The 16,681-nt window shown below is 29.5% G+C and carries 9 protein-coding genes; all 9 read right to left on the bottom strand.

Annotation, left to right across the window (positions count from 1 at the left end; genetic code table 4):
• Positions 1-124 precede the first annotated feature (124 nt).
• The 9 genes from OF377_RS01405 to OF377_RS01365 all read right to left on the bottom strand — a co-directional run bounded on the left by OF377_RS01405 (position 125) and on the right by OF377_RS01365 (position 16,680).
• Positions 125-769, bottom strand: a complete 645-nt coding sequence (locus OF377_RS01405) for a hypothetical protein (RefSeq protein ID WP_263836122.1) — start codon at positions 767-769, stop codon at positions 125-127.
• 373 nt (positions 770-1,142) lie between these two features.
• A complete protein-coding gene (locus tag OF377_RS01400) occupies positions 1,143-6,314 on the bottom strand; it encodes a hypothetical protein (RefSeq protein ID WP_263836121.1) in 5,172 nt (1,723 codons plus the stop codon).
• Positions 6,315-6,722: 408 nt separating this feature from the next.
• A complete protein-coding gene (locus tag OF377_RS01395) occupies positions 6,723-7,013 on the bottom strand; it encodes a Vmc-like lipoprotein signal peptide domain-containing protein (protein ID WP_263836120.1) in 291 nt (96 codons plus the stop codon).
• 428 nt (positions 7,014-7,441) lie between these two features.
• Complete coding sequence (locus OF377_RS01390; protein WP_263836119.1) at positions 7,442-7,618, bottom strand: hypothetical protein; 177 nt, start codon at positions 7,616-7,618, stop codon at positions 7,442-7,444.
• Between the two features lie 6 nt (positions 7,619-7,624).
• Entirely contained in the window at positions 7,625-8,464 is an 840-nt protein-coding gene (locus tag OF377_RS01385; RefSeq protein WP_263836118.1) for a hypothetical protein, read from the bottom strand.
• Positions 8,457-8,645, bottom strand: coding sequence for a hypothetical protein (locus tag OF377_RS01380; protein ID WP_263836117.1), 189 nt, complete (start codon positions 8,643-8,645; stop codon positions 8,457-8,459). Before OF377_RS01380 ends, OF377_RS01385 begins: the two co-directional genes overlap by 8 nt.
• Positions 8,646-9,551: 906 nt before the next feature.
• The gene (locus OF377_RS01375) at positions 9,552-10,652 is read right to left on the bottom strand and encodes a Vmc-like lipoprotein signal peptide domain-containing protein (RefSeq protein WP_263836116.1); all 1,101 of its coding nucleotides are present in this window, start codon (positions 10,650-10,652) and stop codon (positions 9,552-9,554) included.
• Between the two features lie 277 nt (positions 10,653-10,929).
• Complete coding sequence (locus OF377_RS01370; protein ID WP_263836115.1) at positions 10,930-11,403, bottom strand: hypothetical protein; 474 nt, start codon at positions 11,401-11,403, stop codon at positions 10,930-10,932.
• A 9-nt stretch (positions 11,404-11,412) separates the two neighbouring features.
• Positions 11,413-16,680 carry an ABC transporter substrate-binding protein gene (locus OF377_RS01365; RefSeq protein WP_263836114.1) on the bottom strand — a complete coding sequence of 1,756 codons (5,268 nt, stop codon included), beginning with the start codon at positions 16,678-16,680 and terminating at the stop codon, positions 11,413-11,415.
• Position 16,681 lies beyond the last annotated feature (1 nt).

Genomic DNA, 16,681 nt, shown 5'->3' with positions numbered 1-16,681 from the left:
ACACATACAATAAAATCTACACACTATAAAATGCAATAGCGTCCTAGTTGTCATTAAAACCAATTACAATTTGATTTTATATATCCTAATTCGCAATATTTAATTTTGTTTTAAAACAATAAAACTATTCAGTCGTTGTTTTGTTTTCTTTTTTTGATAATGAACTTTTTATTTTTTCTACAACTCCCTTAAGTTTTTCAATAAGTTCTTTTTTCTTAGTTGCGGGAGTAAATTTATAAGCAAGTTTTATACCTTTAATAATTTTTTCGAATTTACGAGCAGCTGGATATTGTGAAATCAAACTTTTAGCTGATTCGATCAACTGTTCAAAATCCTTTTTTACTGATTTTTCATTTTCTAATTCTTGAGATTCATTTTGTGATTTTAAATTGTTTGATGAATCTGGTTCATTTGATGGCTGTGTATTATTTGGTGTGTTTGGTTCGTTCGTATTAACTCTTGGCGTTTCATTCACATTAACTGTTGGTGTTAAAGAAGTTTGGGGAGTTTTTAATTGAGTGATCAGTGTGCGTAGTTGGTTCATTAACATTTCTTTTTCTTCCTTAGATGCTGAAGAATAATTTTTTTCAATAGTTTCAAGAGATGCTATAACTGCTCCATTTGGATCCAAAGCTGGATTTTTATTAATTAAAGTTTTTCCTTCATTAACCAAACGTTCAACTTCACTTTGTTCTTTTTTCTTTGAACAAGACACAGCGATTGGCACAATAACAAGACCTAAACCTAATCCGCTGAGTGCAATGGTCAAAATACGTTTTTTATTGATTTTTATTAACCTTTCATTTAAATTTATATTCTTAGTTAATAACACAATTTTGTTTATCAATTTTATATTTTAAAATTGCAAAATATGGATATAACATATTGATTTTAAGGGAAATGCAAAAAAAAAAAAAAAAGACACGTTTTTCTGTTCTTTTGTTATAAAAATTGAAAATTTTTGGAACAAAATATTTTAAATAGCATCTTTTTTAGTAATTAATATTTACAAATTCTAAAAAACGGAACACATTATTCATATTATGAATAGGAAATCTAGATTAAAATAATAAAAAATACATCCTTAAAAAGTTAATTTCAAGAATGTATTTTTTAAAAATTTAGTATTCACAAAGAAATTATTATTTATTAAATGGTTTCTCAAAAATATAAAAAACATTTAACATAGGGTATTTATCTGGGTATAGTCGGTGCCGGCGCTGGATGTAATATGCAAATGATTTGTCATTATAATCATTAAGTTCTCCCACAAAATTAATTCGTTGGGTCGCTAAGATATAAGATGCGCTTTGACCCGCATCTCGCCCTGCATGAATTGCAATAAAGTCACCATTCGCGTCATAAACCCCTGTTCCCGAACTTCCTCCCTGTAATTGGTTTCAAGCATCAGATTTTGATCCAGGAAAAACGTTGTAAAACCCATATGATTCTGTTATCCCAAAATCACCAAAATTAGCTACTAGGAAATCTCCAACAAAGTTATGACGCATTTGAATATTACGTTTTGCATTAGTTGTTAAAGCTCCGGGGAAAGATGAAAGGTAGAATGTTGTGAAAGTATGTGGTCTTATGTAACGTCCTTGCTGAGAAAACTTAGTGTTTGGATTAGCATTTATTCATTGATAAATATGTTCAGCAGCTTTGAAAATTGAATCATCATCCGTTGCAGTGTTTTTGTGTTCATGATAATAGTTTAAAATCGGAGTCACATCAACATCAAAAATTCGTAAATCGGTCTGTCCTAAATATTGTAGGAACGAAATGTCCTCTTCATAACCATTGTAAAAACGCCCGGAAGACATATCAGTACCATCCATTTTTTTACTCAATCATGGTTTTCATACCATATCAGCACCTAAATTTCAGTAACCAAATGGTACTCGATAATATGCTGTATCAGTTTGTGATGTGTGTGGTTTAGGCGCTGAAAAAGACTCACCATAATATACTGGCACGTGCTGATTAGTTGCAAAATAATAATGGTTGTCCGTTGGATCATTAGGTTTAACTTTACTTACTAGCCAACCACTTCCGTAATTTAATCCAACAGAACGCAAAAGTACATCATCATAAATCTTATTAACTGGATCATTGATTGTTCTTCAATCAGAAACTATAAATTCCATCCCCTTAGGTTTGTTTGGTTTATTATAATTATCCAAAACTTCAAAATGGTTTTTTAATGTATACATATAACCATCAAAACGCCGAATATTAGGATCTAAAATATCTTGGTTTTCATAAATCAGATCTTGGTTGTTTTTCGGAATTGACATTACAGAAAAATAAGTATTAGCCTTATCAACAAACGTCGATAAGGTTTGGGTTAAGTTATGAATGTATAAATCCTTATTCATAACCCCTTTTTTAGCTATTAAACTAATTGTAATTTGGTTGTTTTTTAAAACCACTTTTGCTCGAATACGATCATTAATTATTTCTTCTAATTTATGGTCATCCAATGTTAAAGAATATTGGGGATTTCCCTCGACTTTATGGTTAATACTTTTGTACAAGTTTTCTCAGTTTTGGACCAATTTAATAGGGACATTATCCAGTGTCTTATTTGCAGCTTTATTTAATTGGTCATATGAAAAACTTAAGGCATATGAAAAATGGTTTAAACTTCATTCATCTAAATTTAAGGGTTTGACACTTGCGAAGAAATTTAAATTCATCAACACATCATCTTGGCTCTGTAAATTTGTAAAGTTGTTTAGGTTTTTAGTAATTGTTAATATTTTACGGTCATCGCTCTCGTGTCATTTACGTTGCTCATAATTTTCAACAATCACTCCCCAATGAACTTGTTTACCGTTATCAAAATTAATTTCATTGACTGTTCGTTTTTTGGGTGCATTTTTTTCAATATAGTAGTAAACTTGATTAAATTTTTGCGTTGCATATAAATAATAACGATTCAAATTTAAATAATTTTGATAATTAAAATTAATTGGCGTCTTTAAATTATGGTTTCTATCATAAGTTAATAAATCATCATAAGAAGTAACTGCAGGGTCTGTTTTATTTTGTCTTGATGCGAAATCGGTTCCAAAAACAAAAGTATTAACTTCGTAATCATTATTAGTCTGTGCAGTGTATTCATTTGAACTAATAAACATATTGTTATTTAAAATAAAATTATGCACAGGTTGTAAATTATATTTATTAACAAGCTCAACCTTATGTAAAACATATGGTGTTTGTTCAACTAGATGGGCAAAACTAAAGTTTTTGAATTCATCAAATCTTAAATATACATATTTGATATTGGCTGGTTGTCTATCACGTGGTAAATAACCATAACCACCTGAATGAAAACCATGATATTGAATGTCATAGAATTGGTCAGGTGGAGTTTGTAGTTGTTGCTTATCAACAAAAGTTAGACGGAGATATTTATTAACAAATAGTGGTGCTTGATCAATTTTTCAATCAAAATTAATGGCCCCATAAAATGTATTTGAATTTGCATCTTTTTCAATTTTAATTTTAGTAATATTGGGGTAATTATTACTTTGGTTTAAATTAATAAATTGATCTTCTGAAACACGAATGTTTTGTTTAGTACTTAAAGCTTCTAAATTACTAATAACATAGCGTTCGTATGCAGGATTTAGATAATCAGCATAATCAAACACTAGCCGATTGTTTTGGGCTGTTGCAACAAGCGTTAAATCACCATCATCAACATTAATATCTGGTTTTAATGTTAAAAGATATATACCATTATCAACTAGGTTATTTAGATAAACAGTTATGTTATGGTTTTGTGTGCTAGGAGTATAGCTAGTTAAAATGGCCTCATCTGTAATTTGTGTGTTAATTGGAATTACATTTGGTAAACTAATTGTTTGATTATTAAACTTGACATTAATGTTGTTTGTATCTATTTCTTTAGTTGTGATGATAATGGCAGGACTATTGCCATCATATTGACTGTAGTAAATTTTATTGTTCTGTTCTAAAGTAATTAACCCTTTAATTTTAGTTGGTTTTACCAAACGTAAAACATACTTTGTTTGATCACTAAAACGATATGCGTTTACACTGGAGATTACAAATGGAGAAGTTTGATGATATTTTAATACATTTTCATCATATACACTAAAACTACCCATATCAGTTAAATCAACATGTTGGTTGTTAGTTGATAATGCAGAAGATGTTGTAAACGTTTTTGTTACATCATTAGTAAACGTAGTTATCTGGGGACTATAAATACTATCAAGTTCATACTGACTATTAGGTAATAGGTTTGTTAATGTGAATTTATACTGTGAACCATTCAAACGCTCATAACTACTTAATGCATGTTTTTGATCACTTCCCAACTTGTGAAAGTATAAATTAAGATTGGTTTCCACATCAATTGGTTGTTGTAATTGTACATAAACTACAGCCGAATTAGCAGTTATGTTTTCATAATAAACTTTTTGGATGTTATTAGTTAAAATATTCGTTGTTTTAAAACTTAAATTATTGGTGTTTAGATTAATAATCTGGTCATTTAAACTAATTTTCTTAATTTTGTAATCTGTATTTTTATCTAAACCATTAACTCTAAAAATTAATTGGCTACTTTTAGGAAGATAAACACTTTCAAACCGTTGATCATTTAATCATAAACTGAAACGATTTTTTGTCGTGTCTTGAAGTTGATGTTTATCAAAATTAACAACTATTTCAGCGGCGTTATTTGTAATATTAGAATAGATAATAGAACTAATCACAAAATCATCAATCATAGAGTTGCTTGATGGCCCAACAGATTCAGTTTGTTGGTCATCAGACTCTTGGTCTGTTTCTGATTCTTTTTTCTCTTGCTCAACAGATGAATCAGAGCTATCATTTGTGTCTTGCAAAGTAGTAAAATTTGTGACAAATGGACTGTTAGTTAAATTAAATTCTTGTGTCCCAATGCGCAAGGCAACTAAATTATAATTAGTATTGGGTGTGAGGTTTGTTAAATTTAACTTATTATTTGATATATTCGTTGTTAAATTTACTGTTTCATCCTGGTCGTTAATTTTAAAAGTAAGGTTAATGTAATTGTTACTAAAATGTGCATTAGTATCTAAAACAAGAACAGCACTACTAGTTGTAATCTCAATAAAACTTAAATTATTAATTTCGTATGAATCTTTATCTTTTACATCATCTTGTTTCGGTGAAGAAGACGAATTATTATCTTGGTTGTTTGAAACATTGGTGTTATTTGGCACATTTGAATCTGTTGTTGTTTCTTGGTCTAAAGAATCATTATCATCCATAGACTCATTAGTTTTAGCGCTTGGATCCAATACATTATTTGTAGGGTTTAAATTAGTTTTAGACTCTTGAGTGTTTTGATTATTTACTAAATTTTCATTTGTTGAATCATTAGAATTTATTGGTTCAGATGTTTTGTGGTCATCTAAATTAGATTCGTTGGAATCTAAATTATTTGTCTCATCGTGGTTAATTGGTTCTTCTTCTTTTTTAGAATCCTCATAGTTGTTCTTATTGTCAGAATTTTCCAGAACTTTTGTAACAAAAATAAAATCTGCAAAAGACTCGAATGGTATAGCTTCATTATGAATTTTTAAGGACAAAATTTTATAATTTGTGTTAGGCACAAGGTTCGAAAAACTAAAAATTTGTTCTACATTATTTTTAGCTCTGATACTACTTGTTATAACTTTTTTATCACTTGTATTAATAATCTCCAAGATTAATGGTTCTAAACCATCCAATTTTTTTGCAAATGAAAAAACAATATCAGCAGTAGTTGCTGTGGTTGCAGCATTAAGATCAACCAATTTGTATTTATTTTTCTTCGCTAATGATGGATCTGAATTAGGTTGAATCAAAGCCAAATCTTTATTATTTGCCAACGTTTCAAAGTATCAACTATAAGGTTTTAGCTCAATCTTAAAATCATTAATAATTAAATCCAATAGATTATATTTTGTCCCAGATTCCAAACCAGTTATTTCAAAAATTATTTCCTTGCTGCCACTATCATAGCGACCAACTGCCTTAATATTTTTTGATATTTGCAATTCAAATTTATTTAATGCTATAGAATTAGGATTAACTATTTTTAAAATAACCACTGCGCTATGTGAACTTAAATTTTTAATATTAATTGTCTGGATTTTAATATCTAATTTTTTCAACCCTTCTGCTTCCTGCTTATTATTAGACTTAATATCATTTGGCTTGCATGCAACAATCAGTGGTGCTAGCAAAACACCTAAACTAAAACTTAAACTAATACCTACAATTTTTAAATAATTATTTTTCTTCATAATTATCAATCCTTTTAAAGTTAAAAGATATATACAATATAATGGTTAATTATAAATAAATAATAATTAAGCGGTTAATTTTAATGTTTTTAACGCCTAATTATACACTTTCTTTATCTACAAAAGCTGTATGCAAAAGGTCTAAAAGCATTAAAAGACAAATATAAACTATTAGAAGTTGTTTTTTCGAGCATATAAATATATTTAATAAGATGATTAACTTTTATCTCAATTTGTTCTTTCCAAAAAACATCTGATTATTTATTAGTTAATTTGCTAAATTAAATTTTGTTCTTAATTCTTTTAAATATTAAAAAGATAAACTCGTATTAAAAAGATAGACTTTCGAGTCTATCTTTTTAATATTTAAATAATTTATTCAGCTTAATCAAATGTATTATACATGCATTAACTTAGTTGCATTAACTTAGTTGCATTAATAATAGTTTTAAGTGATTCAATCACAGCTGATTTTGCTTCGTCTGTTTTTGCTTCCTTAAATGCAATTTCTATTGGTTGAAGAGTGATATTTGCAATACTAGCATCTGGAATCAGTTTTTTGTATTCACTAAGTAACTTGTTAAATTCTTCTTGGTATTTATCTTTTTTCGAACAACTTGCAGCTACTGGGATGGTAATCGCAGCAATGGCAAAAGATCCGAAAACAAGACCAAGAATACGTTTTTGTTTTTTATTCATATAATCACCTCCCTATAACGTAATTAAAGTAATCAAATTTTTATACTAATTCACTAATTAATTATATACTTGCTACTAAACAATTATTTTTTTAATTACTCCAACGTGCAAAACACATAACAAAACAAATTAATTCAAAAGTAACGTAGCAACTAACAACTAAATTCTTTATGTTTTAAATTGTTGTAATTTCAGACTATATTTTTTACAATCTAAAAACTATTCTAACAATTAAAATTAAAAAAATTTATACCTTAGAAAGTGCAATTATTCAAAATAATATTTGTACTTTTACAATAAAAAATATCATTGTATTTTATATTTTTATTCTATTTTAATTCAATCTTTTTAAAAAATAACCATCATTTCTTATTTGATGGTTATTTTCATAAGCTAACATTCATAAATAATAAATTTAATGTAATTAATTAAACTTCCGAATCAAGACTTTTGGTATGATTTTCGATTTGGTAGGTCTTACCGATATTTTTTCCACCATTAATAACATAAATTTTAACGTCTAAGGGAATACTTAAAACTTTGTTTAAATCAAAAAATTTGTCGTTTTTAATATCCGAAAAATATTGTTGTATTGCTTTATCCATTACTTATTACTTTCGTGGCAATCCTAACACCCGCATTAAAATTTTTGTTTTATTAGATAAATAGCCTCTTAGGGGTTTGTTATAAGAATAACGCAATCATTTTCCCGTATGGCGGGCAAAATCTATTAATTCCATCGTTAATTTATCAGCCTCTTTTCATTGTCCTAGATGTTTTAAAGAATTTATTTGCTGTTGCATAGCGGATGCTTTAATTAAGGGTTGAAATAAACGGCGGATTTCTTTGGCCTCCTGTGCGGTAATTACTTTTTTAGCTTTTTCAAGGCTATTTAAAATTTCCCCAAAAGTGGCCTCAAACTCGGTTTCGTTAGTAATTGGGGGCGATGATTTACTGCGCCCGTCCCCGTGATAAGCACTTGATGCGGATAAAACACTGTTAAAATCGTAATGATAACCGTCAGGGTCAAACAAAGTAGCATAACCGTGGTTTAGTTTTCCGATAACATAATTCAAATCAGCACTACGGTTGAAATGTTTGTTATAAAAGTTACTATTTAATTTATCGCGAACAATTTTTTGTTTTAGTTTTATCGTTCGTCCAGATTTCATAACTTCAATTGATAACTGCCCCGATGGGGAAAATTTATAACTTTTATATACAGTATTATCAATTTTAAAGTTTTTCCCTAGTGATTGGTTGTTTTCAAGAATAGTCATATGGTCGGCATAGTTTTTTTGGTTAAAAGTTTTGTTAAAGGCCTTATTAATCTGTTCATTACGTGTTAGTTTGGTTTTCCGGGTGGTTTTAAAGCGTCCGTCGGTAATCTGTTTTAAAATCTGCCCTTTTTCTTTGGTGCTTAACTCTTTTAAAGGTTTATAATTACTCATTTAATATTTTAGTTTTAATAAAACGGGCTAGACGGAATAAAGACACGTTTTCAGAAAATAAGGGCATATATCAGATTTCCTTAGTAATTAAGTTTGTTAAGCGTGCTGTGCTATGTAGTGTTGATACCTCTCATTCAATGTCAGCTAATGTGAAATAAATTTTTAAATTTTCTAATTTCATTTTTAGTTATTCTCCTTCATAAATTTTTAGTTCGTTGTTTGTGGTTAAAATGTGTGTTGGCTTAATAATATGGGGTTTGTTTCTACATCCTTATTCTCAATAACGTCACAATGATATTTATTGCGTTTTTTTAATTAAAAATTTTTAAAACTGTACTATTTTAAAAATTCTCTATTCTAACAATCCGCGAATTATAAATATGTTTTATTAATAAAAATAGTAAAATATGTAACTTCTAAATACGCAAATACACTACTCAATACAGCCGATTAATATTTTTGTTATTTATTATTTTCTACTCTATCTAAATTAATTCTTTGTGAGTTAAAAATTTTTTTATAAAACCAACCAAATTTAACATTTTTTTATTTTTTCTTTAATTTTAATAGATGTTCAAAAAAAAAAAAAAACGCTATATAATTCAATTAAACTAATTATTTTTAATAATAATTGGAACGATTTTAAATTCTTATGGTAAGGATTATCTTAAATTTGCTTCTACCGAGTATTAGTCATAAAAACCAAAAGCAACATAAAAGTAGATAACATACAAAGTAAACCATTTGCATAATTTTCTTATTACTACTAGATCTTCTACATTAATTTGAATATGTATTTTTAATGTATTTCTCAAAAGATTATTAACAACGATAATTGGAATGAAAAATAATATCAAGCACTAAAATACTAATATAACAATACTTTTAAAATATTGTTTTAGATATTTTGTTTAAACAATTATAACTTTTAAAAACTTATAATCTGACAAAAAATCAATAAAAAATTAGCTAAGAGTATTTAAGAAAGTATAAGGAAAATTTATAACAATAGCAAAAAAGCAAATTACATTCAAGAAAAAATCTTTTTCCATTTTTATAAACAGAAAAAGATTTTTTAATTTTTAAATTAATTGGGTAATTTTGCCGGGAATATATCTGTGTTATTTTCAATTACTTCGGGTTTGAACACAATTCGTTCAGAACCATCTTTTTTGTAGAAAATAAATGTGTAAAATTTATTGTTTTCTAATTTGTTATCTCCATTAAACATTCAACGTAACGGAAAGTCAGCATCGTTAGTTGTAGGGACGGCAGTTGTAGTAGTAGTTTTAACAACTGGCATTTTATTATTATCTAAAACTAATGAATTATCATTTGCACCTTTAACTTCAGTTGCAATTGCAACTCATTCGCCAGTTACACCACGCACTGGTGCAAGGTGTAAAGCAAAATTAAACACTCCTTGTGCATCAAGTTTATTATTAGCTGTGTCTGCTGGGTGAATTAACGTACGCGTTTTAATACTACCCATATATTTTGCAACTCCATACTTAGTTACATCAAGTGTTTGGTTCGTCATTTTTGCACTAGCCGGTAAAGTAGCAGGGAAGGTATCAGCACTATTTTTTACATGATCTTCTTGATATAAAATTCGTTCAGAACCATCAAGTGCATAGAACAAGAATGTATAGAATTTCTTATCTTCAAGTGCGTTTGGTCCATCGAAAGCAAAAGCTAACGGAAAGTCTTGATCATTATTTGTATCAACAGCGGTTGTAAATGCTGTTTTAACAATAGGCATACCATTTGCATCACGCACCAAAGAATTATCAGTTAAAGACTTAACTTCGGTTGCAATCGCAACTCATTCACCCTTAACACCTCGTACAGGTTTTAAATGAAGTTTGAAATGAAAAACACCATTAGCATCCATTTTGTTGCCATTACGATCAGCTGGAAACAACAATGTTCTTGTGCGACCTGTTGCTGGGTTAAAAGGCGTTTTGACACCATATTTAGTAACATCTAACATTTGGTTTGTATCTCGTTTAGTATTGTTTGCATCTACTGAATTATTATTGTCAGGTGTTTGTTGTTTATCTTTATCATTTTTTTCTCGTATCTTATTTTCCTTCTTGCACGCTGCTGCAATACTGGTAATACTTGCGATACCAATCATAGCTGTTAATGATAATGTAACTCATTTTAATGTTTTTGTTTTTTTCATAGTATATATCCTTTCAACATAAAATAATTATATAAATAGTAGCAAAAAATAAATATTTTCGGAAATTTTTATGTTTTTTTATTTAAAAAAACAATAAAAAAAGCATTTTAACCCTTATTTTATCGGATTTAATTAGTTTTTAAGGCAAAATATTTTAAACATTTTTCGTGTAATCTTTTACGCTTTTTTTGTGTTTTTTGTACATTTTACACAAAAAATAAATAAGTACAAAAAATCACCTATTCTTTTGATAAGAACAGGTGATTTTTATTTAGTTTTAATATGCGGAAACGTAATTATTACTTTGAATATTTAACGCCTTGTTTCAGTCATTCAGATTAGCATAATACACTAGCAAAAAGATCGCAATCACAAAGTTTAGAATAGGAATATAACTTAAATATAAACTAATTCGTACCCGTTGATTATATTCTTCTTTAACCTTGCTAATATATTTCTTAAGAAAATTGGTAATCACCACCAAATTAAAACTAAATGCAAAAACAAAAAGAATTAACAATAAACTAAACATAACAATTAAGCTTGTTAATTGTTGGTTGTATCAATTAATTTCTGCCATCGTTTCAAGACTATAGTAATCTCGGTAATTTAAATCAAAATTCCGATTTAAATAACTACTGTATGATACCCAAAAACCAATCACTACTAATAAAGGGATTAAAAATAAGTTTTGTAAGATATCCATTAATGCGACAAACTTCAGTCGGCGATTTAACAAACGATCAATCATAAAATATTCCTATTCTCCTTCATCTTCTGGGGATGTTGGTAATCCAGCTCGTGGTGGATGGTTGTAATCATATGCATATTGTAAATAATATGAATAAAAGTGTGAGATGCCCCCCAATGACTTAATAGTTCATTGGGTATCTGTATCCATAATTGGTAAAATCCCTACTTGATCACGGAGCATCAATTCTAAATCACGCATAATGTTGAAGATGTCATTTTCTAATTCTCAACCTCCACGGTTAGAATTAAAGAAGTTTTTAATTCGTTCACGGTGAGCACCATCATCTTCTTTTTTAATAGTGAAGATTTCATTATCAACAATATCGCTTAGGAATTTGTAAGAAGTTGATACATTTTGTTCTTCTTCCTTACTGTCTCGCGGATCGATTGCAAAAATTCGCACTAAACTATATGAAGATGGTTTTAAGTTTGCATCAATGATGTTGAAACTAAATGGCACACGATCAATTTTTGTTGCTCAAATTAATTCGGCATTTTCCTCACCATAGAATTTAATTAAATTTTCTTTTGTGTATTGGTTGTTCTCGTTAACAACATTATCACGGTTTAAACTAATCGTGTATGTTTGTTGACTAATAACATCCTTAACAACAGCATATAATTGCTTGTTGCTGTTTTGGTTAGCAACGGTTGTTGATAAATAAACTTTTTGGTTAGCAAAATCATTGGTGTTTTGAACTAATGGAAGTTTTGTTTCTAATAGTTTTTCGTATGACTTTAACAACTCATTCCGTTTATCTATCTCATTGTCAGCTAATGTTAAGATTTCGTCTTCGATATTCTTAACTTGCGCTTCTAAAACTCCTAAATCACGTAATTGGGCATAGTAATTTTCCAACGCAAGAGGCGAAATAACATAGTTAAATAATGGGAAAGCCTCATTTTTTAATTCAAAACCTCGTAGATAAGAAATATCAAATTCCTTAGACAATGCCGCTTGGTTTTCTTCTAATTGAGTAAAGAACGCTTTTTGATCGTTCTCAATAGCCAATAATGAAGTAACTTTGTTTTTAATTGATGCAAAGCGATCTTGGTAGAAGGCGTTATCTTTAAACATTAAATCTGTTTCTAATAGCAGATCATTAATGTTATATAACGCTGTTTCCTTTAATTCCGCAGCTTTGTTTACATCTAAACTAGCTTCTTTGATTTTGTTTGCTCGTACAAACATTAATCCAATGTTTTTGTATAGTTTTTTGTTTGCTTGATCAACCAAATTTTCGGCTAACAAGTTAATATCATTTAAATGACTATTGAACATTGTTCACGATAAATATTGGTTAGGTTTTGTTGCATAGTCAGTAAGCATCTTTTGGAGTTCAATAAATTGTACCAAAAGATTTCATTCACCTGTAACATCATTAATTAGTTCTAAATCCTTGCCAGTCAACGTTGCTTTTAGTATTGTTGCTTGTTGGCTAAATTCATTGTAATTAGTTTCATTAGTTGTATTAACTAAATTACTTACAGTTGTCACTAATTCATTAACTGATGTTAATGTTGAATTTAAAGTTTGTCATTGGTTATACATATCAACTAAATGTGGTGTTTGAGCGAAAGTTGTTTGGTCTTGCGTCCATAGATCATTTAATTGTGTTAATTCTTCTTTTGTTAACGAAAAACTTGTTAAGCTAGCAACTTTGTCTAATAAAGCCTGGTTGTTAGTATAAAGTGCTGATTCACGCATTGCGATTGCATAAGGAACTAACAATTCAAGCATACTTGTCTGGTTATTAGAAATGCGCATGTTAAATTCTTCAACTAAATTATTAATTGCCTGTTGTAGGTAATTTTTACGCGAATTAAAGAATGTGTCTACTGTGGTGTTTAAGGTAGTAAAACTTGTAGTATCATTGCTGTTATAGAATGCAGCATAATCTTGTACTTGGTTTAAAACCTTAAAGAAGTTAATTAATCATAAAGCATTTAACTTGTCCATTGCACTTTTTTGTAAACCCGATACAGTCTGATTTGTGATTAATGCACGAATACTGTCAGCCCGTTCAATAACTTCTGCATAATTATAATTAGTATTATTAATTAAATTAAGTAGTGTATTTAATTCTTTGCTTAAAGCTAAGTCATTTTCTAAGTAAGTAAAGTTTTCTAAACTTGCTTTTAGTTTTGCTTTTGCATTTGCAAAAGTTGCTTGGGTTTCATTAGCAATTTTAGTAGTCAACGCTTGAACAAAATACTCATTAAATTGCATAATAGCATCATTGATACTATCCCATTTTACTCAAACTTCGTTTGCCTTTGCAGATAACTCTTCATATGTACTATTTGTATCATTTTGCAAGAAAGCTTCAAGCTGAGTATTTGCAGTTTCTAATTCACTTAATAAAGTTACAAAACGTTGCTTTAATGCAGCTGGTTTAGTTTGGTTATCTTCAGCTGTTAATGACGAATCCATCTCAGCAACAGCGGCAAATAAATCACTCTCATCATTAGCATAAGCGTTAATTTGAACCAAATTAGACATTAAACTATTTGCATAACGTCCCAAACTAAATAAGTAATCGTGTCATAATTGGTAATCAGTTGATGATGGTTGATTTTGCATTTGATCGTGTGTTTGGCGATCATTTGCTATATTTTTATTTTTAACTTTTAATTGTTCTTCTAACGCTTTGATTGGTACAAGTAATTCTGCTGTGTGACTGTAATTCTTGAAAATTACGTTTAAACGAGCAAATGCTTGTTCATATCATTGGGGAACATAAACTTCTTGGGTTTTTAAATCCCCTGCATATGCTAGTTCCCTAATAATATTCGCTTCGGCAACAGGTATTCCTAAACGTACAAGGGCGTTATTATAAGCTGCTTCATCTTTATAGTATTCAAAGAAATCCTTAAATGTTCATCCACCCGATGGATTTAGTTCAAACCCTTGGGTTTTTCTAGTGTCTCAATTTACTCCATCTGGCAAGAAGAAAGCACCCATTGGAACAGAATACTCAGCCTTAGCAAACTTATCTAAATTGTTGTATGTAATATCGAATTTACCTGAGTTTAAATATGAAACATAAGTGCTTGGTGGTAAAGCTTTCAGATCAATAATAACTTTTGTATCAGCATTTGATAATGAACGTTCAACAATATCTTTAAAAGCAATAGCAGCTTTGGCATTTTCTGATGGTTCGGTTGAATACAAGAATGTTAGATGTACTTCTTTATTTTTGTATTCAGGGTGATTTTTTACAAACCGATTTAAATATTGACGACCAACATCAGGATCAAACCCATGGTCAGTTCGATTAATGTTTTCAAATTTATAGTTTTTAGCTGAGTGGGTAGCGAAGGAGTTGTTTTGAATCAAGAATTCTTTGTCTTTTCCATCTGCATCTTTAAATTCAGATTTGAATTTTACATTATCAAATCATAATTCTAAATTATCCCCCTTAGAGTTTTTAATTACCCCAAAAGCTGTTCAATTTGAAACCGGGAATGATGAAGTTCAACCTGTTAACAGTAAGATATTTTGACGATTTGTTGCAAAAGAAATTGCACGACGCAAATCTGGATCTAATAACGGAATGAATTTATCTTTGTTTGCTTCGTAGTCTTCATATGACTCATAACGTGAATCTTTATTCAAGTTAAATTGGATTGCAACTGTCCCAAACCCTTGTGATTTACTCATTAAACGACGTGTTTTTTCTTGTGACCAGAATTTTAACATATAAGATGTTGGCATTTCGGTTGCCGAAATAATTCCTTGTTCAAACCACAGTGATTTAACTTCATTTTTTGAATTGAAATAAATCTTAATATTATTAGGAATCGTTTGATCTGCTCCGTAATAATTCGGGTTTTTGCTTAATGTTATATATCCTTCGGGACCTAAAATTGTTGAATCAATATTAAATGCAGATGAATATACAAAGTTATCTAAGTTAGTCCCAAAGTTATGAATTCCCCCGTGGGTTTCAATGAATTTACGGTTGGCAGGTAATAATTCTTGCTTACCATTTAAATCATTCACCACTGTAATTGCGTTGGGCTTTGGTGCAAAAGTTTCAAATTCCATTAGCAATTCAAAACGAGAACGCGGAAGACCAAAATAACGTAATAATTCGTCTTCATTTGCTAAATCACGCACTTGTTTAAAACGACGAGCACGCACTTGTTCATTCGTTAAATTTTGTTCTTTTTGGGCAAAATTTAAATCATCAACATTAAAAATTTGACGACGAGTAAAGTATGGATTTTTTTGTAATTTAAATTTAACAGGATCGGCGTTTTTATCTTGTTTAACATAAATATATTGTAAGTTTGTTAAATCTAAATTCTGGTTTTCGGGTAATGATAAAGCATCCTTGAAATCTTTATTTGTAATATTTCAGAACATTCGCCCAGTTGATAATCCGATATCAAGAGCAGCAGCTTTGATGTCATTAACTTCTTTTGTATCCGTTGGTTGGTTATTCTCATCAAACATTTGGTTTTGGAATGGAACGAAATTTGGATCCTCTTTTCACTCTTTGGTGATTTGGTCAAAGATATAAGGTGGACGACCGAATGGGTTTTTATAAGGAACACCATGTTTACGAATGTATGCTTCTTGCACATCATTCATTCTTTGTGAACCTTTAATATTTATATTCAGTAATGCTGTTCGTAATTGTGAACCCGTATTTAAGTCCATAATGTACTGAAAACTGTCAATAAAGTCTTGGGCATCAACTTCTTTTCCATCGCTTCATTTTGAAGCCCCTTGGTTTAATCCTAATTTTACCGCCACAACTTTTTTGTTTTTATTGTTGTATGTAATAAATGATTGGTAGTCATCAGATACATATGACGCTAGAGTTTCAGGGGCAATCCCAAAGGATGATAAATCATAAAATGAACCACTAATTTCGTGGGAATTAAAATGGTTTTCTAAATCATCTTCGGTAATTTGGTCAAAGTTCAAACCATCAATTGAACCTTCAAATTGTTTTGCATACAGTTTTGGCAATCCTAAAATATTTCCAATTTTTGAGTTCGTAGACGGCGCTGTTTTAAAGAAACCAGAAATCAATGTCGGAGAGATTGAACGTAGACTCGTAAACTTTAAGTAGTTAAATGAGTTAATAGCGGGAATTGCGATCCCAAAGTCATATTTTCGTTCTCGCGCTTGTTGTAATTGTGGATTGTCTTGCTTACTATTATTTACACAACTCGCTGCGATTGTGGTTAACATTGTTAGTCCCGACAAAACACCAGCGGTTGTTAGTCATAGTTTTTTGCGACTTGTTTTTATTTTCATA

Source organism: Ureaplasma sp. ES3154-GEN, assembly GCF_025780075.1.
Lineage (GTDB): Bacteria > Bacillota_I > Bacilli_A > Mycoplasmatales > Mycoplasmoidaceae > Ureaplasma.
Note: the sequence above shows the minus strand (reverse complement) of the source record. Positions and strands in the feature narration are given on the sequence as shown.